We start from the raw sequence: 21,994 nt of genomic DNA on the forward strand, positions 1-21,994 counted from the left end.
TCTGTGCCGAAATACGTGATCGACGCCCACCGGCTCATCGGTCCCGTGCCGTTCGACGACCTGCCGAACGACCCCCGGGACGAGATGGGCCGGCTGGGCATCGACCGGGCCTGCGTCACCCACACGCTCAGCCTCTACTCCGACCCGCGGGCGGGCAACGAGGCGCTGCTCGCGCTCGGCGACCCCCGGCTGATCCCCGTACCCGTGGTGGTGCCGGGGGCCGGGGGCGAGCCGGAGGGCCCTGAAGCGGTGGCGGCGTGGGGCGTACGGATGATCAGGCTCTGCCCCGAACGCCACCGCTTCGACCTCACGGGACCGACCGCCGTGCGGTGGCTGGCCGAGATCGGCCTGCCCGTGGCGGTCGACCTGGACGAGACCTCGCCCGCCCAGCTCCGCCACCTCGCCGAGCGCCTGCCCGGCCTGCCCCTCCTCGTGCTCAACCCCGGCTACCGCAGGCTTCGCGCGCTGGCCGAGCTGATGACCGAGGCGCCGGACGTCCTGGCCGAGATCGGCACCGTCAACACCCAGGGCGGCGTCGAGTGGCTGGCGGCGCGGTTCGGGGCGGAGCGGCTGGTGTTCGGCACGGGCGCGCCGGTGTCCGACGACTGCGGGCCGCGCTTCCTGCTCGACCACCTCGACCTGCCCCCGGAGGACGTCGAACGGATCGCCGCCGGGACGCTGGAGGCGCTGCTGTGATCCTCGACGCCCACGGCCACGTCGGGACCTGGCCCGACTTCATCGTCCCGCATCCCACCGCCGAGCACCTCGTGGCCGCGATGGACCGGATCGGCGTCACCGCGATGGGCATCAGCCACCTGCTCGCCGTCGGCCCGGACGCCGTGCGCGGCAACGAACTGGCCATGGAGATCGCCGAGCGCTTCCCCGGCCGGTTCGGCGTGTGGCAGGTCTACAACCCGCACCACCGCACCCCGCTCGCCCGCGACGGCGTGTGGGGGGTCAAGCTCCACCCCGACGTGCACCGGTGCCGCCTCGACGACTCCCTGTACGAGCCGGTCTGGCGGCTCGGCCTGCCGGTGCTCGCGCACGGCCAGACGGACTCGCCGTGGAGCGACCCCGCCCAGTTCGCCGCCGTCGCCGCCCGGCATCCGCACGTGCGGCTGATCATGGGGCACACGGGGCTCTGGGCGTACGGTTTCGGCCGGGCGGCCCGCCTCGTGGCCGAGCACCCGAACGTGTTCCTGGAGACGTGCGGCTCGAGGATGACCGGCCGGTGGATCGCCCGGCTGGCCGCGCTGGCGGGCGCCGAGCGGGTGCTGTTCGGCTCGGACGCGTGCTTCCTCGACCTGCGCACGGGCTACGGCCGCGTCGCCCTGGCCCCGCTCAGCGACGCCGATCGCGCCCTCGTCCAGGGCGCCAACCTGGCCCGCCTCCTCGGTTCATGAAGGGAAAGCTCTCGTGACGCTCGCCCTCCACGGCGGCACCCCCGTCCGGTCGGCCCCCTGGCCCGCCTGGCCGCCGCCCCTCGATCCCGCGCAGCGCGAGCTCGTCACCAAGGTGCTCGAGAGCGGCCTCTGGGGGGCCACGCAGGGCGGCTCCGTGGTCGCGGACCTGACCGCCGCGTTCGCCGGGCTCTCCGGCGTCCCGTACGGCGTCGCGGTCGGCAACGCCACGCTCGGCCTGTTCGCCGCGCTGCGCGGTCTGGGCGTGGGCAGAGGGGACGAGGTGGTCGTCCCGGCGTACACGTTCGTGGCGTCGGCCACCGCCGTGCTGCTGACCGGTGCCACGCCCGTCATCGCCGACGTGGACCCGGCCGACCTGCACCTGTCCGCGCAGACCGTACAGGACGCCCTGACCGGCAGGACAGCCGCGATCATGCCCGTGCACCTGGCGGGCAGCCCGGCCGCCATGGACCCCCTCAACGCCCTGGCCGCCCGCCACGGCCTCGCGGTCGTCGAGGACGCCGCCCAGGCGCACGGCGCCACGTACCATGAGCGGCCCGTCGGCGGCCTGGGCGACGCGGGCGTCTACAGCTTCCAGTCCAGCAAGGCGATGACCGCGGGCGAGGGCGGCCTGATTGTCTGCCGCGACGAGGCCGTGCACGGTCGTTGCTGGTCGGCCTGCAACGTCGGCCGCGAGCTCGGCGGGCGCTGGTACGGCCACCCGTCCGTGGGCTGGAACCTGCGCCTCACCGAGATCCAGGCGGCACTCCTGCTGCCCTGGCTGGACCGCCTCGACGCGGAGATCGACCGCAGGAACGCCTTCTGCGCCGCCCTGGAACGCGAGCTGGCCGCCGTCCCCGGCGTGAGCGTGGTGCCCCGGCCCGAAGGCACGACCCGCGACTCGCGCCATCTCCTGATGCTCCGCCTCGACCCCGGCGTGGACCGCGTGTTCGTGCTCGCCGCCATGGCCGCGGAGGGGGTGCCGCTCGACGCCGGGTATCCGCCGCTCGGGACCATGGCCGCCCTCAGCGCCGAGGGCGCCCGCGCCGAACCCTGCCCGGCCGCCGAGGAGGCCGCCAGGACCGTCGTGTGGGTCCGCCAGGCGATGCTCATGGCCGCCCCGGAGGCGGCCGCCGACGTCGCCGAGGCGCTCGCAAAGGTGCTGTCCGCTCGCTGATCAGCCGGTGGGCAGGTCCGTGACAAGATGGCGGAATGGCCCCGGAGCGGATCATCGCTGTGCGACACGGACAGAGTTCGGCGAATCTCGCCCACCAGCAGGCCGGCGACCGGCCGCTGCGCTACGAGCCGGGCGACCACGAGGTCACGCTGACGGAGCTGGGCAGGCGGCAGGCCGCGGCGCTCGGGCGGTTACTGGCGGGCATGCCCGCGGCCGAGACCCCCGAGGTGGTGTGGTGCTCGCCCTACCTGCGGGCGCTCGACACGTGGCGGGTGGCCCTGGAGGCGTGGGGCGCCGGCCCGCTCCCGGTGACCGTGGACGAGCGGCTCAGGGACCAGGAGGCGGGGGCGTTCGCGCACTACAACCTGGCGGCGATCAGGGAGAGGTTCCCCGGAGAGCTGGCGCGGCGGGAGGCCGAGGGGCCCTACGCCTTCCGGCCGCCCGGCGGCGAGTCCCTGGCCGACGTCGTGACCAGGCTCCGCGACCTCCTCGCCGACCTGCGCGAGCACGCGGCGGGGCGGCGGGTGCTGATCGTCGCCCACGACTCGGTGGTGCTGGGGCTGCGCCACGTCCTCGCGGGCGGCCCTGACGCGGAGCTGGGCGCCGTGCTGGACTTCGCGCCGGTGCTGAACGGCTCCGTGTCCGTCTGGGACCGTTCCGGGATCGTCCGGTTCAACGACGTCGCGCACCTCTAATCGGTGGGGACGATCAGATCGGCCCGCTCCCGGGTCCGGTCATCGGCGAACCACTCCTCCTCCGCCGCGAACCACTCCCGCCACCGCGGCTCCAGCTCGGCCCCGTCCCGCTCCATGACCCGGGCGAACCGCAGCTCCCGGGGAGCCTCCAACCAGACGGTGAACGCCAGCGAACGGGCGATGGAGGCGCGGGCCGTGCCGACGCCCTCGATGACCAGGGCCGGTGCGACCGGGACGGAAACTCTCTCGGCGTATTCGCCGCGTACCCAGTCGTACCTGCGAAAATCTCCCGGCAGACCGTCCCGCAGCGGGACGAGCACCTGCGACTCCAGCGCGTGGAACCAGCCGCCGGGGCCCTCCTCCCACGGCACGGGGAAGTCGTCGCTGTGGATCGCCTGGCAGCCCAGCGCCGCACCCAGCCGGATCGCGAACGTCGTCTTGCCCGCCCCCGCCGGACCGTCCACCGCCACCAGCCGGACGGGGCCGCACGAAGGGCGCAGGCTCATGATGCGCTCGGCCAGGTGATTCACCGGACCCAGGGTAGGCCACCGGGTGCGTGCAACTGAGAGAATGTTCTTTCGCCCCGAACGCACGCGGGAGGTTGATCTTGCTCGGACCCCTCGGGGACATCGCGGTGCTCGCCTGGCTGGAAGAGCGCGAACGATGATCCGCATCCGGCGGCACCGGAGGGCGCTTTCATGCGTCAACATTGCAATGTGGCTGACATCTAGGGAGCGATAGTGAGCCGTCCGGACGCGCGCACACTGATCGAAACGATCCTCGACCGGGGGTCGTGGAAATCGTGGGACGCGCCGCCCGCCGACCCCGCGCAGCCCGGCTCCTCCTACGCCGACGAGCTGGCCGCGGCCCGCGCCAAGTCCGGCTACGACGAGGCGGTCATCACCGGCGAAGGGCTGCTCGGCGGCCGCAGGGTGGCCATCGCGGCCTGCGAGTTCTCGTTCATGGCGGGCTCGATCGGGCTGGCGGCGGCCGAGCGGCTCACGGCCGCGATCGAGCGGGCCACCCGCGAGCGGCTGCCGCTGCTGGCCGCGCCCGCGTCGGGCGGCACGCGCATGCAGGAGGGCGCGCTCGCGTTCGTCCAGATGGTGAAGGTCGCCGCCGCGATCCAGGCGCACCGGGCCGAGGGCCTGCCCTACCTGGTCTACCTGCGGCATCCGACGACGGGCGGGGTGTTCGCGTCGTGGGGCTCGCTCGGCCACGTCACGCTGGCCGAACCGGGCGCGCTGATCGGGTTCCTCGGGCCGCGGGTGTTCGAGTCGCTGCACGGCTACCCCTTCCCCGAAGGCGTTCAGGTCGCCGAGAACCTGCACCGCAAGGGGCTGCTCGACGCGGTGGTGCCGGCCGAGGAGGCACGGGAGATCGCCATCAAGGCGCTCGGCGTGCTCGCCGACGACAGGTCGGGCGTCGTGGCCGGCGAGCCTCCGGAGGAGGACCTGCGGCCCGTCGAGCCTTGGGAGGCGATCACCCGCTCCCGCCGCGACGACCGGCCCGGCGTGCGCGCGCTGCTCAAGCTCGCCGCCACCGACGTGACCCCGCTCAGCGGCAGCGGCGAGGGCGAGAACGAGCCGGGGCTGCTGCTCGCGCTGGCCAGGTTCGGCACGGTGCCGGCGGTGGTGCTCGGCCAGGACCGGCGGGTCCAGCGGGCCAACTCGCCGCTCGGCCCGGCCGGGCTCAGGGTGGCCAGGCGCGGCATGCGGCTGGCGGCCGAGCTGGGCCTGCCGCTGATCACGGTGATCGACACGGCCGGGGCCGACCTGTCGAAGGCGGCCGAGGAGGGCGGGCTGGCCGCCAAGATCGCCCGCTGCCTGGCCGAGCTGGTCATGCTCGACGCGCCCACCGTGTGCCTGCTGCTCGGCGAGGGCGCCGGCGGCGCGGCCCTGGCGCTGCTGCCCGCTGACCGGGTGCTCTGCGCGCAGCACGCCTGGCTGTCGCCGCTGCCGCCGGAGGGCGCCTCGGCCATCCTCTACCGCTCGGTGGACTTCGCACCGGAGATCGCCCAGGCCCAGCGCATCCGCGCCACCGACCTGCGCCAGGACGGCATCGTGGACCGGGTCGTCCCGGAGCTGCCCGATGCCGCCTATGAGCCGAGGCAGTTCTGCGAGCGGGTGGGGCGGGCGCTGGAGTACGAGACGGCGCGGCTGCTGGAGGCGAGCCCGGCGGACCGTTTCGCGGCCCGCCAGGCCCGCTTCCGCAACCTCGGCGTCGGAGGCGCTCTCGGCTAGGAGGGGCCTCGGCTAGGAGGGCGGGTCCTTCCGCCACAGCTCCTTGCCGTCGGCGTCGTAGCCCTTCAAGACGACGTCCCCGACGGTGAACTTTCTCGCCGATTCACGGGCGGCGAACAGCGCCACATCCTGTCCCCACGGATCGGGGGCGGCGTCGGCCGTGGCGGTGGTGCCGTTCTTCCTCGTGGCCACGACCTTGACGGTGCCGGCGAGGGCGTAGCCGTACCAGGTCTTCTCTCCGTCGATCCACCGGGTCGGCCGCTCCTGGTCCAGCAGGTCGCTCAGCTTGCCGTCCGGCAGCGGCCCGGGCAGCGACGGCACCACCTCGCTGCCCTCCCAGAACGCCACGCAGTCCGGGGTGAGGAGAGCGGTGACGCCCGCGGGCAGCGTGTGATGCGTGGCGTCGGATCTCGCGGCTTGTCGCGCGCAGTCCTTGGTGTATATCGGGACCTGCTTGACCGGCTTGTCCTTCAGCTTCATGAGGAAGCCCCCGACCTCGGCGCCGAGAGGGACGTTGACGTACCAGACCGGGCGCGGGGTGCCCGTGCCACGCAGGAACGAGCCGCGGATCTGCCGGCCGTCGGAGAGCACCGCGTCGACCGACTCCCAGTCCTCGCCGGCCGGGCCGAAGTAGCTGACGACACCGGGGTCGGGCAGGTAGCTGGTCGTCTCCTCGTAACCGAAGGGGCCCTCCCGGAAGCTCTCCACGCAGCTGCTGGAGGAGCTCCAGTCGTCCGGCACGACGCCTCCGGAGTAGCAGAACTCGTTGTTCTTGTCGAACCAGACGCGCATCGGCTTGCCGGAGCCCTCGGTGCCCGGGATGGTCATCACCTCGCCGACCGCCGGGCGTGGGTCATCGTTGGTGCCCCCTACCATGTCCACGTTGACCCGCCAGCCTGACGCGTCATAGGAGATCACGCGATAGCCCTTCCCGCGGGCATCAGCCGACGACGGTCCGGCGAACAGCGCCACTCCCAGGTTCCACGGATCCGGCCTGGTCTCCATGGTTACCGTGCCTCCGTCGTTGACCGAGACCTCGATCCTGACGACGTCCTTGGGCGCGACGCCGACGATCACGTCGGAACGCGAGATCGTCTGCGTGGGCCCGAGCTGCGGAGGGACCGCCAGGCTGCCGACATACGCGCCGGCCCGCGTCCAGGTGAGTTCCTGCCCCTGCTTCGATCGGACCGCCCGCACCGAGACGCCCTCGGGCAGCTCCATGGACGCGCCCAGGGCGGGCTCGGTCGGCGGAGACATCATGGCGCGGGGTCGCCAGCCGACGTTTCTGCCCTTGACGTCGGCGATCTCCACCTTGAGTATCGTTTCCTGGGCCGGATAGGTCACGGTCCAGATCCGGTACGGCGCTCCGTCCAGGCTCCGCAGCGTGCCGGGGAACTCCTTCCCGCCCTTTGTGACACCCGTGACCGCGCCCACGTCCTGGCGTGCCACACCCCAGTCCATCGCGGTGGCCGCCCCGTCCCGCAGGCTGCCGCCCACGAACCAGGCGTCCGAGGAATCCCCCTGATAGAGATCCGAGCACTTCCCGTACGGCTCGGAGGCAGCCCGCTCCACGACGACGCAGAGCTCGGGATAGCCGAGCTTCGCCTTGGCGAACCAGAGGCGCAGCGGCTTGCCCTCGGAGGGGTTGTCGACGGTCACCTCCTCGCCGAGGGGCGTCCTCTCCTTCATGAGCTGCTGGTAGACCCCGGTCGGGTCGGTCGCGGTGTTCCTGCCCAGGCCCCCGTTGAGCAGGACGGGAACGAACGCGGCCAGCAGCGCCGCCGGCAGCGCGGCCAGCAGCCACCGGGACGGGTGGCGGCGCGCTCTGCGCTCCATGACACGCGTCCAGGCGTGCGGGCCGGCCTCGAAGGTCCGGGCACGGGCGTCGAGCGCGGATCGCAGGCGCTCTTCCAGGTCGTTCACGCGTCCTCCTCCTTCAGCGCCTTGCCCAGGGCGGCCAGCGCCCTGCTCGCGTGGGTCTTCACCGATCCGGGCGACACGCCCATGGCCTCGGCGATCTCGCGTTCCGAAAGGTCCAGCCAGTAACGCAGGACGAGGGCCTCGCGCTGGCGGCGCGGCAGGCGGTCCACGGCGGCCAGCAGTTCGCGGTGCTCCTCGGAGACGATGACCGCGTGTTCGCTGCTGCGGGCCGGTTCGGGCGGGTCGGGGCGGCGCAGTCGTACGAGCCTGAGATGTCGCAGGCGGTTACGGGTGAGGTTGCAGACGGTCGCGCGCAGGTAGGACAGGGCGGCCCCGTCGTCGCGCAGGCGCCTGCTGTGCAGCCGGGCGAACGCCTCCTGGGCGATGTCCTCAGGGTCGTCCGCGCCGAGCAGCCCGGCCAGGCGTACCAGGGAGTGGTACTGGGCCGCGAACAGGTCGGCGAACGACGGCTGCGCCATGGTCGCTGTTTCGGTCACGCCATAGAGACACCCGGAACGGCGGCCGGTTGACTTACGGGACCGGAATCCGTTCGACGCGGATCGAGAAGACCTCCTCGCGGGGCACCACGACCTCGTAGGCGCCGTGGTCGACCATCCAGTAGCCCAGTGCCTCCGCCTTCATCCCGCTGTGACCCGTGTAGGCGATGTGCAGCCCGTCGTCGTCCTCGTCCAGCACGATGCAGGGCTCGCCGCCGAACGCCCCCACCGTGCGGATCAGCACCAGCCATTCGATCTGCGACCTGGCCACCACCCGCCGCCAGTAGCCCGAGGCGGGCTCGAACCCATCCAGCTCGGTCTCGCTGAACAGCACCACCTGGTCGCTGTCGGGGCCCAGGGCGGCGGGCAGCGTGCGATCGCCGAAGCGGGCCACGAAGCCGGACGCCACCGGCGTAATCGTCTCACTCATGCGGCACGCCGCCAGGTCAGGCCGTCGTACTCGGCGAAGGGTTTCTCGCCGCCGGCGGTGACGTGCACGATCTCCGCCCCGGCCGGGATCGGCATCGGAACGGTGTGGAACTGCGGCACCACGTGATCCGACGACGTCGTGAACCCGTTGCCCGCGAACGGCGGCGTGTCGCTCCAGTCGCCACCCATGTGCGGCCCGTACGGCACCGCGTACGTGTCGACGTCGCGCGCGTACCAGCGCATGACGTAGAGCTCGGGCACCTCCGCGAACAGCTCCGACCCGTCGAACGACAGGTCGAGCCCGAAATAGAGCGACTCGGGCGTGGTCAGTCTGACGCAGTCCTGGACGCGGTAGACGTAACCCGAGATGACCGTGCGCTTGCCCGACAGATATGGCACGAGCAGACGCGGCGGGACAACCTTCTGCATCTGCGTTCCGCTCACGGTACTACTTTACGATCGGTTGAACCTCAGAGGACCCGGTGTTGGAGGCACGGCAGGGTGGTTCTGGCGGTGGACGTCCATTCGTGGTCCACCCGTACGATCTGGACGCCGGGCGCCGTGCCCAGGTCGGCGCGGACCACGCCCAGCGGATCGACCAGCATGCTGCGCCCCACGCCGTAGCCGTCGGACGACTCGGCCGGATTGGGCGCCTGGCCGACGGCCGCGGTCCACATGGTGTTCTCCAGCGCGCGGGCCCTGACCAGGGTGACCCAGTGGTCCTCCTTGAGCGGCCCCGAGCCCCAGGCGGCGATCACCGCGAACAGCTCGGCGCCCTTGTCCACCAGCGCCCTGGCCAGCTCGGGGAAGCGCACGTCGTAGCAGGTGACGAGGCCGATCCTGAGCCCGGCGAGCTCGACCACGGTCGGCTCCGCGCCGGGTGCGACCAGGTCGGACTCCTTCGCGCCGAACGAGTCGAACAGGTGGATCTTCCGGTACGCCGCCTGCACCGCGCCCTGCGCGTCGATGGCCACGGCCGTGTTGTGGACCCGGCCCTCACCCGGCTCGAAGACCCCGGCGATCACCGACAGGCCGTGCTGCTTGGCCGCCTGCGCCAGGCCGGACACGAACGGTCCGTCCAGCGGCTCGGCCAGGTCCGTGATGCGCCTGCCGTAGCGGGTGAGCGTGGCCTCGGGGAAGATCGCCAGGTCGGCCCCCTCGGCCCTGGCGAGCGCCTCCGTGGCACGCATGAGGTTGACGGCGGGATCAGGTGAGACCGGGATCTGGCAGAGGGCGATTGTGGTCACGGACCGACTCTAGCCGGTTGGGCACCGGTCGAAACCAGGTCAGGCATCGCCAGATCCATTCGAGGGGGCCGTACCTGAACCTGCTCAGCCACCACCTGCTGAACAGCACCTGCGCGGCCACCGTCAGCGCCGCCAGCGCCACCACCGACCAGCGGGTCGGGTCGGCGTTCAGCAGCGGCAGGGCCAGGACGATCACCGCGGTGCCCGAGACGTAGTTGGTCAGCGCCATCCTGCCCAGCGGCTCCAGCACCGCCGACAGCTGGGGCCGCAGGAGGAGCAGCAGCCCCAGCGAGTACGCCGCCGCGCCCGCCAGCGCGGCCACGCTGTAGAGGATCCAGGCCTGCGCGCTCGCGTGCCCGACCGCCTGGGCGCGCACGCTCGCCCAGGCGGCCGTCAGCAGCACGGTGGCCAGCGCCGTGACCGCGAACGAGGGCAGCAGCAGCCACCTGGGCGGACGCAGCCGGCACAGCCCCATGCCGACCAGGAACAGGCCGGGGATCAGATACGGCCCGGCGCCCACCTGAAGCCCCCAGACCATCGCCGCCAGCCCCAGCAGCAGCACCGGCAGGCCGCCGGACAGGAAGGAGGCGGGCAGCAGCACCGCCGCGCCGCAGACGGCGTAGTCGGTCAGCACCTCGCCGTCGTAGAACAGGTGCTGCGCCATCCCGAGGCAGAACAGCCAGAACAGCCTGCTCAGCAGCGCCCAGCGGCTGTTGGTACGCAGTACCAGCACGAAGCTGATGCCGAACAGCAGCGAGAAGATCGGGTAGAACCGGCTCTGGAACAGGGCCTCGATGGTCCAGTCGACCGCGTTGCGCGCGCCCTTGTCGGTGTGCTGCCAGGTGTTGACCAGCATGATCCCGCCCACCGCGAAGCCGCGTAGGGCGTCGAGCTCACGGATGCGTGTCAGAGGAACCAGGTGAACCACCATACGAGGAATCCGGCGCCGATGACGGCCGCCGCGATCTGCGGCCACCGGCGGTGGCGAAGGAGCGCCGCGGCGGTCAGCACGACCGAGGCGGCGGCGATCCAGGTGCAGGTGACGACCGTGCCGGGTACGCCGACGGCCAGCGCGGTCTCGTTCCTGCCGGCCAGGGCGTAGACGGACTGGCCGACCAGCCCGGCGAACGCCACGCCGGACAGCCCGCCGAAGGCCCCCAGCGCCCGGCCCTTGAGCGCGTTCGCGACCAGCTGGATCAGGGAGACGATCGCGAACAGGGCGAAGGGCGCGGCCAGCCACGGGGAGTTCGAGATCCGGTACGGGGCCGCGGTCACGTGCAGGTCGCCCGGACGCACGGCGGCGTCGGCGACGTCGTCGTCCCGGCAGGGGGAGGCCGTGTGCTGCGCCGGGTCGTTCATGAACTCGAGGATCTTGCGCCGGGCGCAGGCGCTGGTCAGGAAGACGGCGTGGGCGGCGCCGGGGAACTCCTCGAAGCGGGCGCCGGGGAGGGCTTCCGCGGCGGGCTTGCTGGTCCTGGTCGGGGTGGTCGGGTCGTACTGCCCGCCCACCACGTACACCGGGGCCTTGGTGGTGGCGTTGACGGGCTGGGCCTTGGGGAGCTGCCAGGCATCACACACCGCCTTGTCCGCATTTACGGTGAAAAGTCGGGACTTAGGGGTGTATGTGTTGAACGGGACCTCGTCCTGGCACTGCACCGCGTGATACAGCCCGAACTCGTGCGACACCAGCCCCCCGCCGACGGCGTCGGCCAGCGGCCGCAGCAGCTCGTCGTGGCCCTCGGCGAGCGCGCCGACCATCGCGGGCGCGACCGCTGCCACGTCCGCCTCGTGCAGCGCCTCGGCCATGATCGTGGCCAGGTCGTCGCCGCTGATCCGCGCCTGGAACGCCCTGCCGAGGATCGGGTCGTTGGTGGTCACCTGGGCGGGTGCCGCGTTCAGCCGGGCGGTCGCGGCGTCGAACGCGTCCTTCATGCCGAGCCGGGCGGCCGTGTCCGCGAGGTTCCCGGCGGCGTCGTCGTACCAGTTGACGCTCTCCGGCAGGTACGAGTCCAGCACCACCGACCGCACCCCTCGGGGGTCGGCGGCGGCCACGTCCACCATGACCCTGGTGGAATAGCTGACGCCGAACAGGTTCCAGGACTCGTAGCCGAGCTTCTGACGTAACGCGACGACGTCGGCCGCGATCTCCTTGGTGTTGTATCCCCGCAGGTCGATGCCCTGCTCCTGCAGCCTCGCCCGGCACTGTCCGGCGGCCGCCGCGACGTCGGCGGGCGGCCGCCTGAGCTGCCCGAGCAGCGCCTCGGCCGTCTCGGGGCAGCCCAGGACCGGCTGGGAGTACTTGCTGCCGCGCTGCTCGACCGCCACCACGTCGCGGTCGGGGAACATCTGGCTTAGGAACCCGGTGAGCTGCATGGACGCCGACGCCGGGCCGCCGCTCATGTACACGACGGGGTCAGGTCTGCGGTTCCTGGCGGTCGAGGTGTGGACCGCGTACCCCACCTTGATCGTCCGGCCGGGCGCGTCCCTGCGCTCCGGTACCTCCAGGAAACCGCAGGCCGTCCGCGCGGGGACGGCGACCGGGCACGCGGACGCGCCGGCGGCGCTCGGGGTCATGACGGGGGGCACGGTCAGGGCAAGGGCGAGCACGACCCGGGTGATCATGGGATGAGACTAATAGTGTGGCGTTGTGACCGGACCACTTGTTGCCAGGATGCGCGCCTTCGGCACGACGATTTTCGCGGAGATGAGCGCGCTCGCCCTCGAGACCGGATCGATCAACCTCGGTCAGGGCTTCCCCGACACCGACGGGCCCGCGGCGATGCTCGACCGCGCGGTCCAGGCGATCAACTCGGGCGCGAACCAGTACCCGCCGGGTCCGGGCACGCCGGAGCTGCGCCGGGCCGTCTCGGAGCACCGCGCCGCCCACTACGGCCTCTCCTACGATCCGGCTGGCGAGATCCTGATCACGGTGGGGGCCACGGAGGCCATCGCGGCGGCCGTGCTCGCCCTGTGCGAGCCGGGGGACGAGGTGATCGCCTTCGAGCCGTACTACGACTCCTACGCGGCGTCGATCGCGCTCGCCCAGGCGCGGCTGGTGGCGGTGACGATGCGGCCGGTGGAGGGCCGCTTCACGTTCGACCCGGACGAGCTGCGTGCCGCGGTCACCCCCCGCACCCGCGCGATTCTCGTCAACTCGCCGCACAACCCCACGGGGACCGTGTTCACCCGCGCCGAGCTGGAGGTCATCGCCACGCTCTGCCAGGAACGCGACCTGGTCGCGGTGACGGACGAGGTGTACGAGCACCTGACGTTCGACGGGGTCGAGCACATCCCGCTGGCCACGCTGCCCGGCATGCGCGAGCGCACGGTGATGATCTCCTCCGCGGGCAAGACGTTCTCGGTCACCGGCTGGAAGACCGGCTGGGTGTGCGCCCCTCCCGCCCTGGTCACGGCGGTGCAGACGGTCAAGCAGTTCCTCACGTTCACGGCGAGCGCGCCGTGGCAGCTGGCGGTGGCGTACGGGCTGCGGAACGAGCTGGAGTGGGTCACCGCCCTGCGCGCGGGGCTCCAGGACAAGCGCGACCGCCTCATGGAGGGCCTCGCGGCCGCCGGTTTCTCCGTCCTGCGGCCTTCCGGCACGTATTTCGTCCAGACGGACATCCGCCCCTTGGGCTTCTCGGACGGCCTCGAGCTCACGCGCCGCCTCCCCGAGCTCGCCGGGGTGGTGGCCATCCCGACCCAGGTCTTCTACGACCACGCCGAACGCGGCCGCCACTTCGTCCGGTTCGCCTTCTGCAAGAAGGACGAGGTCATCGACGAGGCGGTGACCCGGCTCAAGCACCTCTCGGCCTGACCTCTATGTCAATGGGCGCAGGCCGTCGAAGACGATGGCGAGCGTCCTGGTACGCAGGGTATGAACCGGATCCGGCGGAGTCTTATCGCTCAAGCCTTCTACCTCATGGTGCAAACTTTAGGTAGTGTGGCGGTCACATATCGTGAGTTCTGAGGCGGGGGTGGGCGGAGTGCAGCTTGTGCGGCGCACGCATCGATACCGCTTGCGGGCAGGGAGCGGTGCGTGAGCACACTGACCGCGACCGCTCCCTGTACCGCGCATGGCGCGATAGTGGAAAAGACCGGCGAGATCGTCCCTCGGCTGTTGCTGGCGCAGCGGGTGGCGTGGCTGGCCGATCTGGCGCGGGATCTGACCGCCCGCCTCCTCGCAGAGCGGTGGACTGCGGCTGATCTGGACGCGCTGGCCTCCGGAGTCGGTGGGGACGGGCGGGCGTTGCCGTCCAAGGGCTGGATGGCGATCCGGCGGCTGGGCTGGGCCGTGGCCCCGCCCACGGGCGTGCATGTGTGCGATCGCGTGCTGCGCTGCGCACAAGAGCAGGCCGCCCGCGCGTTGCGTCTGGTGCTGCATCGCCGCTGCCTGGTGGCGGCGATCATCCAGACCTGGCCAGCCGATCCGCGCAAGCGGGCCATCGCCGAATGGGAGGCGCTGCGGACGCTGCTCCCGGACGGGGTGACGGCGGTGGAGATCCGTAACCGCACGCGGCAAGGTGCGCGCCCACCTGGCCGAGTATGGCGCGTTACCGGCAGATCTGACCGACCTGGAGCAGCCGCCGACGGTTGCGGCGCAGATCGTGCTGGCCGCGGCGGACAAGCAACTGGTCGTCGGCGAGCGCACCGGCGAGCGCAACGCCCGTCTTCGGGTCCGGCTCCCCCTGACCGACGCTCCCACCTCCGGCAGGGAATGGGCCTGGCACGTGCTGCCGCTCACCCTGCCCCCCCACCGTTCCTGCGGACGCGAAGCTGTGCACCCCCACGCTGCGCGTCACCAAGGGCCGGGTGCGCGTCGATCTGCCGTTCCAAACCCCGATCGCGATCGCGCCCGCCACCGGCCACGTGCTCGCATGCGGGTTCGACTGGGGCCTCAACACACTTTTGACCGGCGCGACAGGACGCCTGAGCGGCGGCCGGGTCACCTCCGACGGACGGCCGCTGACCTACGACGCAACCGGCGTCTCGGCCAAACTGCACCGGCTGCGGCACCTGCGTGAGCACCTGGCCGCCAAACGTGAGCGTCTGCAACGGCTGCTGGCCGGCCTCACGCCCGCCGACCTGCGCCACGCCACCCTGAGTCGGGCTTGTGAGGTCCTCGAGGTCGAGCACGAACGCGTGTGCACACGCATCCGCAACCTGAACCACGCGCTGGCCTGGTCGGCCGCCCGCTGGGCGGTCGACCAGGCGCTCACCGCCGGGGCGACGGTCATCTACCTGGAGGACCTGGCCACCCTGGAAGCACGCGGACGCCGCGGACGGGCCAACGCCCGCCTGTCCGGGCAGGTACGCGGGCAGGTCGCCGAGGCGATCCGGCACCTGGCCGCCAAGCACACCGTCACGGTGGTCACCGTCCCGGCCCGCGGCATCTCCAAGTACTGCCCCCGCTGCGGAGAAGGCACCTCGCCCCTGAAACATTCCCCGGCCCCCGACCGGCTCGCCGAGCAGGGCTGGACGTGGGCGTCCTGCCCCAGCCTGCGGGCTGTCGTGCGACCGGGACCGGGCGGCGGCCGAGCGGATCCTCGCCCGCGGCCTGCTCGGCCAGCACGCCACCCGCACCCACCGCACCACCGGCGAACGCACCATCGCCACGGTGGTGGAGGGCAACGTCGCCCGCGCCCGCCGGCCCCGAAAGGCCACGCGGGCGGCGCGGCGCGCCCGCCGCACCCGGACCGACCTGCACCCCCGACCGGCGGCACGGGACAGATCCAAGAACCGCCCCACCCCGAAACGGCCCGCACGCACCGCCACCAACGCAGCAACGACCAACGCAGTTAAGAACGATGCGATGACCTCCAGCCGTGTGCCCGACCGGCGCACGGTGCCCGCCCCACCACCGCCCGGTGATGGACAGCGTCCGGCGGGCCATGCACCCCAGCCGGTACGGCACCAGCCGTCCCGAACAGGGCATGTCAGGAATTCTCACCACCGGACCGGCTTCCACCACGCCCACGCCACCCCTGTGTTAGCTCTCACCGAGCACAGGGGTGGCATGGGCCGGGTCACGCCTGTCCGAGTTGCCTGATTCCTTCAGGGAACTTATAGAGAATTCAAGACGCTGGACGAGATCTCCCGCGTCGACGTCGGCCCGATGGACGGGTCGTTCTTCCATCTCGTGCCGCGCTGAGCATACGGACGAGTACTGCCGATAAATCGTGGTATGTCTGGCTGGGTGAAGCGCCGGCATGTCGCGATGGCCCTGCTGCTCGGACTCGCCGCGGCCTGCCAGGCCCCGGCGCGTGACCATGGGTCCCAGCCGCCCGCCGTACCGGCCACCACACAGGCCGTCCCCACGCCCGCGACGGGGGAGAGCCCCGACGTCCCGGCCGCGGCGCCCGGCGGCTGGCGTTACGCCTACGTCGGCGCGGAGCCCGGCGGCGAGCTCTGGGACGTCGTCGCCACCGGCCCCCACGACGCGTGGGCGGTCGGGGTACGGGACAGCAAGGCGTTCCTGCTCGGCTACGACGGCAGCACCTGGCGGCCGGCCCCGCTGCCCGACGGTCTCGGCGACATCGAGGTGATCGGGGATCTCCGCCTCGGCGCGTCGGGTCCAGGCGGCCTGTGGCTGTTCCGGTCGGACGATAACGACACGCGCGTGTTCCGCCGGGACGGCACGGGCTGGCGCCGGCTGCCGCCGTACCGGTGGCACGTCAGCGACGCGCAGGTGTTCTCGCCCGACGACGTCTGGGTCATCGCCGAGGAGCGCAGGGTGGGCCACTGGGACGGCGCGCGCTGGCGAACCGTCATGCTCCCCGCCCAGGCCAGCGCCCTGGACGCCGCCGCGCCCGACGACATGTGGGCGGTCGGCCACCGGACATCGAGCACGACACCGGGCCCGCTCACCCAGCCGGCCGCCATGCACTGGAACGGCCGCGCCTGGCGCCTGGTCCCCACCCCCGCCTACCGCTTCCCCGACCCCGCGCCGCCCGAGGAGGACGCCTTCCTCACCGACGTCGTGGCCCTGTCGGCGAAGGAGGCGTGGGCGGTGGGCGAGCACACGTTCAACCATGGGGAGGGCGGCCCCGACCCCGCCGACCCGCCGCCGATCGTGCTGCGCTGGAACGGCTCCACCTGGAACCGCCACCCGGTGACCACCCCGCCGATCTGCTGCCCGAAACTCGCCCAGGACGGCTCCGGCGGCGTCCTGCTCGGCTCGAGCGGCCCGGGTCTCGGCAGCACCTGGCGCCTCGCCCCCGACGGCGCCGCGACCCGCCTGCCGCGGATGAAGGTCGATCCGAAGGCGTCACGCAAGCAGTACGGGTCCATCGAGGCCATGGCCCACATCCCTGGCACCTCCACGGTCCTCGCGGTCGGCAGGCTGAGCGCGCGCAACTGGTCGCGGGCGGTCATCGCCGAACTCAACGCCGACGGAGAGTAGTGAAGGGTAAACTGGCGGTGGTGGTATCGCGGTGATACCGCCTTCGACCTACGATGGGAGGTATGGCTATGACCCTTCGCTTGACCGATGAGCAGACCGCGGCCCTCCGTAAGCGCGCCGAGTTCGAGGGGCGCAGCATGCAGCAGGTGGCTCTGCACGCGATCGACTATTACCTCGAGCACGTCTCCGACGACGAAGTCACCGACGCGCTCGCGGAGAAGGGCGCTCGGCGCTTCGCCGACCTGTTGCGGAGGCTAGGCGAGTGACCCGTTATGTCACTCTCGAGCAGGGGCTGCGCATCGCCCGCACTGCCGTGGGCGGCCCCATCCAGATGCGCGATCTCGGGCTGCTCGAGGCGGCGCTCCTGCGGCCGCAGACGTCCCTGTTCGGCCACGACGCCTATCCCGACGTGTTCGTGAAAGCCGCGGCCTTGCTCCATTCGATCGTCACCAATCACCCTCTCGTTGATGGGAACAAACGGGCAGGGTGGCTGACGACGTATGTCTTTCTCGCCAAGAACGGGATCGAGCTCGATCCGGTCGACGACTCTGCCTACGACCTCGTCATCGCCGTCGCATCCGGCAAGCTCACTGAGGTGGACGAGATCGCGGACGTCCTGCGTACCTTCGCGACGCCATCCTGACCGGCGCGCCCCTCAGCTGCGGGAGCCCTCGTTGCTCGCCTCGTCCAGCGGCGTCAGCGTGTCCGTGGCGGCCTCGTGCTCCATCCCCGTCGCCTGCAGCAGGTCGACGACCACCGAACGCAGCTGCGCGATGATCACGTGCGCCGAGAAGCCGAGCCCTTCGGGCCGTTCGCGGGCCGCGACGGCGAGCAGCGCCTGCCGGGCCAGCGTCGGTTCGCGGCCCGCCCCGAGCTCCAGTTGCAGTAGCAGCGCCGCCTCCGAGACCTCGCGCAGCGCCTCCGCCAGGGCGGGGGGCGGCGGGCTGGCCTCGCCGAGCGCCGCGAGGGTGCGCCTGGCCAGGACCCGCGCGTTCCGCAGTGCCAGGTCCACCGGCACGGCCGCGGTCTCGTAACGTGCCAGGCTGGCCTTGCGGTGCCAGTGCAGCGGCGAGATGAGCGTGATCTCCTTGGCGGTCTCCAGCGCCTGCTCGTACTCGTGGACCGCGTCCTGCGTGGTGCGCGCCTGCTCCAGCGCCTCGGCCGCCAGGTCCACGTCCCGCTTCTCGATCGCCTCCGCGGCCCGTTCCAGCACCGTGGACAGCGCGTCGAGCACCCCCGACAGGTGCTTGGCCGCGATCGTGAACGGGCTGGCGGGCAGCAGGGCCACCGCCAGGATCCCGATGACGCCCCCGGTGAGCGCGTCGACCATCCGGTCCAGGCCCCCGCCCCCGTCGCCGGGCACCAGGGCGGCCACCAGCACGGCCGACGAGCCGGCCTGCGCGACGAACAGCGCCCCGCTGTTCAGCAGCACCGCCACGGTCATCGCCAGCGCCACCACGAGCGCGAGCTGCCATGCGCCCGAGCCGATCCACGACACCAGCAGGTCGCCGATGCCCACCCCGAGGCTGACGCCGATCACCAGTTCGGCCACTCTGCGCAGCCGTTGTCCGAGCCCGACGCCCACGCAGATCAGCACGGAGATCGGGGCGAAGAGGGGGTGTGGGTGGCCGAGCAGTTCGATGGCGATGATCCAGGCCAGCGCGGCTCCGATCGCGCACTGCGCGATGGAGGGTGTCATGAGGCCGAACGTGCCCAGTCGTTCCTTCACATGATCGCTGAGCCTGGTTCGCACCCTTATACCTTGGCGGATCTTTATGACGTTGAGGTCACATTCGCCCTATCTAGGCCCCTTTGGTCGGAGCCGTTCCCGGCGGAGCGGGAGGAGGGCGCGTCTCCTCCTGGTCACGCGGCGCCTGCCCGTCGGCGTCGTGGGTGTGGACGTCGGTTGGCGGCAGGGCCGCCAACGCCTCCTCGCGCTGGGCGCCGCTCGCCTGGAGCAGGTCCACGATGATGGACCGTAGCTGGGCGATCATCACATCCGCCGAGAAGCCCCACCGCTCCGACCTCTGGCGGGAGGCCACCTCCAGGACCGCCTTGGTGACCTTGTCCGGCGGTCGTTCGGCGGCCAGCTCGTCCCGCAGCATGAGACTGGCGTCCGCCAGGTCGCGTAGCGCGCCGGGCAGCCACGGCGGGAGCGGGCTGCCGCCGTCGAGCGCCACGATGGCCCGCCTGGCCAGCACCCTGGTGTTCCTGAGCGCGTGATCGAGCGGCACGGCCGCTTTCTCGTACCCCTCGAGGGTGGGGCGGCGGTGGCGGTGCAGCGGCGAGATGGTGGCGATCTCCTTGCTCGTCTCCAGCGCCTGCAGGAACTCCTCCACCTTCGTCTGGCTGCTCCGCGCCTCCTCCAGCGCCTCGCCGGCCAGGCGCACGTCGCGCTGCTCGATGGCCTCGGCGATCTGCCGCAGCGAGTCGGCCAGTGTGCTGAACATTCCTTTGGCGTACCGCTGGGCGAGCGCGGACGGGCTGGCGGGCAGCAGGGCCACCGCCGCGAGCCCCACGAGGCCGCCGACCAGCGCGTCGACCATCCTGGCGAACCCGCCGGCGCCGCTCGGCGGCAGGAGGGTCGCGACGAGCACGGCCGAGGAGCCCGCCTGCAGCACGATCACCGAGCCGCGGTCCAGCAGCACCGCCGTGGCCATCGCGATCGCCACCACCAGTGCGATCTGCCACGCGCCCGAGCCGATCCACGACACCAGCAGGTCCCCGACGCCGATGCCGACGCTGACCCCCGCGACCAGCTCCACCACCCGCCGCAGCCGCTGCCCCAGCCCCACGCCGATGCAGACCACGACCGCGATGGGCGCGAAGAACGGGCGGCTGTGGCCGAGGAGGTCCTTGGCCACGAGCCAGGCGATCGCGGCGCCGACGGCGCACTGGCCGATGGAGGGGGCCATCAGCCTCAGCCTCTTCAGGCGCTGGTGTACGTGCATGTCAAACACGCCACTACCCTGGCCCGGAAACGTGACACCAAGGTTACGGCCCGATGAGGTCGGGCGGCTCAGCCGTTCAGGAAGGCGTCCACGGCCTCCAGGAACGGCCCCCGGGCGGTCACGTGGATGAGGTGGCCGACCTCGATCGTGACCAGCCGCGCCCCCGGGATCCGCTCGGCCACCGCCTCGGTGCCGACGTGGCTCAGCTCCCCGCCCGACAGCACCAGCGTGGGCGCGGTGATCTCCGCGAGCCTTTCCAGCACGGCGGGGTCGGGGTCGGTCAGCTGCCGCTCGGTCTGGTGCATCATGCGCCAGTCGAACGCGGCGGAGTCGTCCTCCACGATCGGCGGGCGGTTCCCGAACGGGAGCGGCGGCGGCGCGTCCTCGAGCACCAGCCGCTCGACGCGCGCCGGGTGGTCCATCGCCATCCGGTACGCCACCACGCCGCCCAGCGAGTGCCCGATCACCGTGGCCCGCCCGATGCCCAGCTGGTCGAGGAGCGCGACGACGTCCGCCGCCATCTCGGCCAGCTCGTACGAACCGGGATGGTCGCTCCCCCCGTGCCCGCGCAGGTCGAGGGCGAGCACGCGGTAGCGGGCCGCGAAGTGCTGGGTGATGCCGTTCCAGTCGTTGTGATCGGCGGTCCGGCCGTGGATCAGGACGAGTGGGGGAGAGGCGAGGTCGCCTTCCTCGCGATATACGAGCTTGATCCCGTTGACGTGTGCTTCGCGAATCACAACGAGGACCATACCGGCCGCCCCGCGGTGGCGCTGAGCGCACCTTGACATCGTCGGCGGCGTTCGTGGGCAGACATTGACATGTGTCCCGCCGACCACCTCGGCTAGCGTCGCCAAGCGGGACGGGTAGCGGAGAAGGGGGCGTCACATGCCGGACCCGATTGAAGTGCGCAAGGTGCCGATCGAGAGCGTCACCGACGCCTCCGGCCTGTCACGGCTCATCGCCGACGGGGTGATCGAGGCACACCGGGTGCTCGCCGTCATCGGCAAGACCGAGGGCAACGGCGGCGTGAACGACTACACCCGTATCCTCGCCGACCGGGCCTTCCGCGAGGTGCTGGCCGAGCACGGGCATCCGGCCCCGGACAGCGTGCCCCTGGTGTGGTCCGGCGGCACCGACGGCATTCTCAGCCCGCACGCCACCGTCTTCGCCACCACGGCCGACGCTCCCGCCTCCGACGAGCCGCGGCTGTCGGTGGGCGTGGCGATGAGCGAGGTGATCCTGCCCGAGGACATCGGCAGGCCCGCCATGGTGGAGAAGGTCGCGGCAGGCGTCCGCGAGGCCATGAAGATCGCGGGCATCGACGACCCGCGCGACGTCCACTACGTGCAGACCAAGACGCCGCTGCTCACCCTGGCCACCATCACCGACGCCAAGAGTCGCGGCCAGGACACCGCCATCGAGGAGACCGGCCCCTCCATGGACCTGTCCAACTCCACCACCGCCCTCGGCATCGCCGTCGCGCTGGGCGAGATCGACATGCCGCGCGCCGACCAGATCCACAAGGACCTGTCGCTGTACTCGTCCGTGGCATCGTGCTCGTCGGGGGTGGAGCTGGACCGGGCGCAGATCGTTCTGGTGGGGAACGTACGCGGCATCGGCGGCCGCTACCGCATCGGCCACAGCGTCATGAAGGACGCCCTCGACGCCGACGGCATCTGGGAGGCCATCAGGGACTCCGGCCTGCCGCTGCCGGAGCGCCCGCATCCATCGGACCTCGGCGGGCGGCTGGTGAACGTCTTCATGAAGTGCGAGGCCGACCCGTCAGGACGGGTGCGCGGACGGCGCAACATCATGCTGGACGACTCCGACGTGCACTGGCACCGGCAGATCAAGGCCGCGGTCGGCGGGGTGGCGGCCTCGGTCACCGGCGACCCGGCGGTCTTCGTCTCGGTGGCCGCCGTCCACCAGGGCCCCTCGGGCGGCGGACCGGTGGCGGCCATCGCCGACCTGGGATAGCCGGTCCGGCCGCGTGCCGGCTCGGGATCGACATCGTCGGCGGGGTACGGGCATGTCGC

General features: G+C 71.9%; 22 protein-coding genes. 11 read left to right on the top strand and 11 right to left on the bottom strand.

Features of this window, described 5'->3' with window-relative positions; all coding sequences use genetic code 11:
- Nucleotides 1–3 precede the first annotated feature (3 nt).
- The 4 genes from ABD830_RS49685 to ABD830_RS49700 are packed head-to-tail and all read left to right on the top strand — an operon-like array spanning nt 4 to nt 3,272.
- On the top strand, nt 4–696 hold the full coding sequence (locus ABD830_RS49685) for an amidohydrolase family protein (protein WP_345002592.1): 693 nt from the start codon (nt 4–6) through the stop codon (nt 694–696).
- Complete coding sequence (locus ABD830_RS49690) at nt 693–1,403, top strand: amidohydrolase family protein (RefSeq protein WP_345002593.1); 711 nt, start codon at nt 693–695, stop codon at nt 1,401–1,403. The genes ABD830_RS49685 and ABD830_RS49690 overlap by 4 nt, the downstream gene beginning before the upstream one ends.
- A 13-nt stretch (nt 1,404–1,416) precedes the next feature.
- Complete coding sequence (locus ABD830_RS49695; protein WP_345002594.1) at nt 1,417–2,577, top strand: DegT/DnrJ/EryC1/StrS family aminotransferase; 1,161 nt, start codon at nt 1,417–1,419, stop codon at nt 2,575–2,577.
- Between the two features lie 59 nt (nt 2,578–2,636).
- A complete protein-coding gene (locus ABD830_RS49700; protein WP_345002595.1) occupies nt 2,637–3,272 on the top strand; it encodes a histidine phosphatase family protein in 636 nt (211 codons plus the stop codon).
- Here the strand turns inward: ABD830_RS49700 and ABD830_RS49705 are convergent.
- Nucleotides 3,269–3,802, bottom strand: a complete 534-nt coding sequence (locus ABD830_RS49705; protein ID WP_345002596.1) for a uridine kinase family protein — start codon at nt 3,800–3,802, stop codon at nt 3,269–3,271. The two genes, ABD830_RS49700 and ABD830_RS49705, sit on opposite strands and share 4 nt — an antisense overlap.
- A 210-nt stretch (nt 3,803–4,012) precedes the next feature.
- On the opposite strand from ABD830_RS49705, the gene ABD830_RS49710 reads away from it, so the two are divergent.
- Nucleotides 4,013–5,515 carry a carboxyl transferase domain-containing protein gene (locus ABD830_RS49710; protein WP_345002597.1) on the top strand — a complete coding sequence of 501 codons (1,503 nt, stop codon included), beginning with the start codon at nt 4,013–4,015 and terminating at the stop codon, nt 5,513–5,515.
- 12 nt (nt 5,516–5,527) lie between these two features.
- Here the strand turns inward: ABD830_RS49710 and ABD830_RS49715 are convergent, their stop codons facing one another.
- Genes ABD830_RS49715 through ABD830_RS49745 form a run of 7 tightly spaced genes read right to left on the bottom strand, consistent with a single transcriptional unit; the run spans nt 5,528 to nt 12,230 of the window.
- Nucleotides 5,528–7,438: a hypothetical protein gene (locus ABD830_RS49715; protein ID WP_345002598.1), complete on the bottom strand. Its 1,911-nt coding sequence runs from the start codon at nt 7,436–7,438 to the stop codon at nt 5,528–5,530.
- Complete coding sequence (locus ABD830_RS49720) at nt 7,435–7,932, bottom strand: sigma-70 family RNA polymerase sigma factor (protein ID WP_345002599.1); 498 nt, start codon at nt 7,930–7,932, stop codon at nt 7,435–7,437. Before ABD830_RS49720 ends, ABD830_RS49715 begins: the two co-directional genes overlap by 4 nt.
- A 34-nt stretch (nt 7,933–7,966) precedes the next feature.
- Nucleotides 7,967–8,362, bottom strand: a complete 396-nt coding sequence (locus ABD830_RS49725) for a hypothetical protein (RefSeq protein ID WP_345002600.1) — start codon at nt 8,360–8,362, stop codon at nt 7,967–7,969.
- Nucleotides 8,359–8,805, bottom strand: coding sequence for a hypothetical protein (locus ABD830_RS49730; protein ID WP_345002601.1), 447 nt, complete (start codon nt 8,803–8,805; stop codon nt 8,359–8,361). The genes ABD830_RS49725 and ABD830_RS49730 overlap by 4 nt, the downstream gene beginning before the upstream one ends.
- Nucleotides 8,806–8,831: 26 nt before the next feature.
- Nucleotides 8,832–9,608, bottom strand: coding sequence for a carbon-nitrogen hydrolase family protein (locus ABD830_RS49735; RefSeq protein ID WP_345002602.1), 777 nt, complete (start codon nt 9,606–9,608; stop codon nt 8,832–8,834).
- Nucleotides 9,568–10,539 carry a DUF418 domain-containing protein gene (locus tag ABD830_RS49740; protein ID WP_345002603.1) on the bottom strand — a complete coding sequence of 324 codons (972 nt, stop codon included), beginning with the start codon at nt 10,537–10,539 and terminating at the stop codon, nt 9,568–9,570. Before ABD830_RS49740 ends, ABD830_RS49735 begins: the two co-directional genes overlap by 41 nt.
- Nucleotides 10,515–12,230, bottom strand: a complete 1,716-nt coding sequence (locus ABD830_RS49745) for an alpha/beta hydrolase (RefSeq protein ID WP_345002604.1) — start codon at nt 12,228–12,230, stop codon at nt 10,515–10,517. Before ABD830_RS49745 ends, ABD830_RS49740 begins: the two co-directional genes overlap by 25 nt.
- A gap of 25 nt (nt 12,231–12,255) precedes the next feature.
- On the opposite strand from ABD830_RS49745, the gene ABD830_RS49750 reads away from it, so the two are divergent.
- The 5 genes from ABD830_RS49750 (at nt 12,256) to ABD830_RS49770 (ending at nt 17,650) form a co-directional block, all read left to right on the top strand.
- Nucleotides 12,256–13,422, top strand: coding sequence for a pyridoxal phosphate-dependent aminotransferase (locus ABD830_RS49750; RefSeq protein ID WP_345002605.1), 1,167 nt, complete (start codon nt 12,256–12,258; stop codon nt 13,420–13,422).
- Between the two features lie 995 nt (nt 13,423–14,417).
- Nucleotides 14,418–15,407 carry a hypothetical protein gene (locus ABD830_RS49755; RefSeq protein ID WP_345002606.1) on the top strand — a complete coding sequence of 330 codons (990 nt, stop codon included), beginning with the start codon at nt 14,418–14,420 and terminating at the stop codon, nt 15,405–15,407.
- A gap of 382 nt (nt 15,408–15,789) precedes the next feature.
- On the top strand, nt 15,790–17,007 hold the full coding sequence (locus ABD830_RS49760) for a hypothetical protein (protein ID WP_345002607.1): 1,218 nt from the start codon (nt 15,790–15,792) through the stop codon (nt 17,005–17,007).
- Between the two features lie 68 nt (nt 17,008–17,075).
- Nucleotides 17,076–17,273: a CopG family transcriptional regulator gene (locus ABD830_RS49765; RefSeq protein WP_345002608.1), complete on the top strand. Its 198-nt coding sequence runs from the start codon at nt 17,076–17,078 to the stop codon at nt 17,271–17,273.
- Nucleotides 17,270–17,650 carry a type II toxin-antitoxin system death-on-curing family toxin gene (locus ABD830_RS49770; RefSeq protein ID WP_345002609.1) on the top strand — a complete coding sequence of 127 codons (381 nt, stop codon included), beginning with the start codon at nt 17,270–17,272 and terminating at the stop codon, nt 17,648–17,650. The genes ABD830_RS49765 and ABD830_RS49770 overlap by 4 nt, the downstream gene beginning before the upstream one ends.
- 12 nt (nt 17,651–17,662) lie before the next feature.
- Here ABD830_RS49770 and ABD830_RS49775 read toward each other — a convergent pair whose 3' ends face one another.
- The 3 genes from ABD830_RS49775 to ABD830_RS49785 all read right to left on the bottom strand — a co-directional run bounded on the left by ABD830_RS49775 (nt 17,663) and on the right by ABD830_RS49785 (nt 20,695).
- Nucleotides 17,663–18,760: an FUSC family protein gene (locus ABD830_RS49775; protein ID WP_345002610.1), complete on the bottom strand. Its 1,098-nt coding sequence runs from the start codon at nt 18,758–18,760 to the stop codon at nt 17,663–17,665.
- A 49-nt stretch (nt 18,761–18,809) separates the two neighbouring features.
- The gene (locus tag ABD830_RS49780) at nt 18,810–19,922 is read right to left on the bottom strand and encodes an FUSC family protein (RefSeq protein ID WP_345002611.1); all 1,113 of its coding nucleotides are present in this window, start codon (nt 19,920–19,922) and stop codon (nt 18,810–18,812) included.
- Nucleotides 19,923–20,026: 104 nt separating this feature from the next.
- Complete coding sequence (locus ABD830_RS49785; protein ID WP_345002612.1) at nt 20,027–20,695, bottom strand: alpha/beta fold hydrolase; 669 nt, start codon at nt 20,693–20,695, stop codon at nt 20,027–20,029.
- Nucleotides 20,696–20,843: 148 nt separating this feature from the next.
- Between ABD830_RS49785 and bar the strand changes: the two genes are divergently transcribed.
- The gene (gene bar, locus ABD830_RS49790) at nt 20,844–21,935 is read left to right on the top strand and encodes a barbiturase (RefSeq protein ID WP_345002613.1); all 1,092 of its coding nucleotides are present in this window, start codon (nt 20,844–20,846) and stop codon (nt 21,933–21,935) included.
- The last annotated feature ends 59 nt before the right edge of the window (nt 21,936–21,994 follow it).

Origin of the sequence: Nonomuraea helvata (genome assembly GCF_039535785.1) — a bacterium.
Lineage (GTDB): Bacteria > Actinomycetota > Actinomycetes > Streptosporangiales > Streptosporangiaceae > Nonomuraea > Nonomuraea helvata.

Coding starts and splice junctions, on each gene's coding strand:
- ABD830_RS49740 (WP_345002603.1), bottom strand. CDS start 10,539: ATGGTGGTTCACCTGGTTCCTCTGACACGCATCCGTGAGCTCGACGCC.
- ABD830_RS49780 (WP_345002611.1), bottom strand. CDS start 19,922: ATGGCCCCCTCCATCGGCCAGTGCGCCGTCGGCGCCGCGATCGCCTGG.
- ABD830_RS49760 (WP_345002607.1), top strand. CDS start 15,790: ATGTCTGGCTGGGTGAAGCGCCGGCATGTCGCGATGGCCCTGCTGCTC.
- ABD830_RS49745 (WP_345002604.1), bottom strand. CDS start 12,230: ATGATCACCCGGGTCGTGCTCGCCCTTGCCCTGACCGTGCCCCCCGTC.
- ABD830_RS49725 (WP_345002600.1), bottom strand. CDS start 8,362: ATGAGTGAGACGATTACGCCGGTGGCGTCCGGCTTCGTGGCCCGCTTC.
- ABD830_RS49765 (WP_345002608.1), top strand. CDS start 17,076: ATGACCCTTCGCTTGACCGATGAGCAGACCGCGGCCCTCCGTAAGCGC.
- bar (WP_345002613.1), top strand. CDS start 20,844: ATGCCGGACCCGATTGAAGTGCGCAAGGTGCCGATCGAGAGCGTCACC.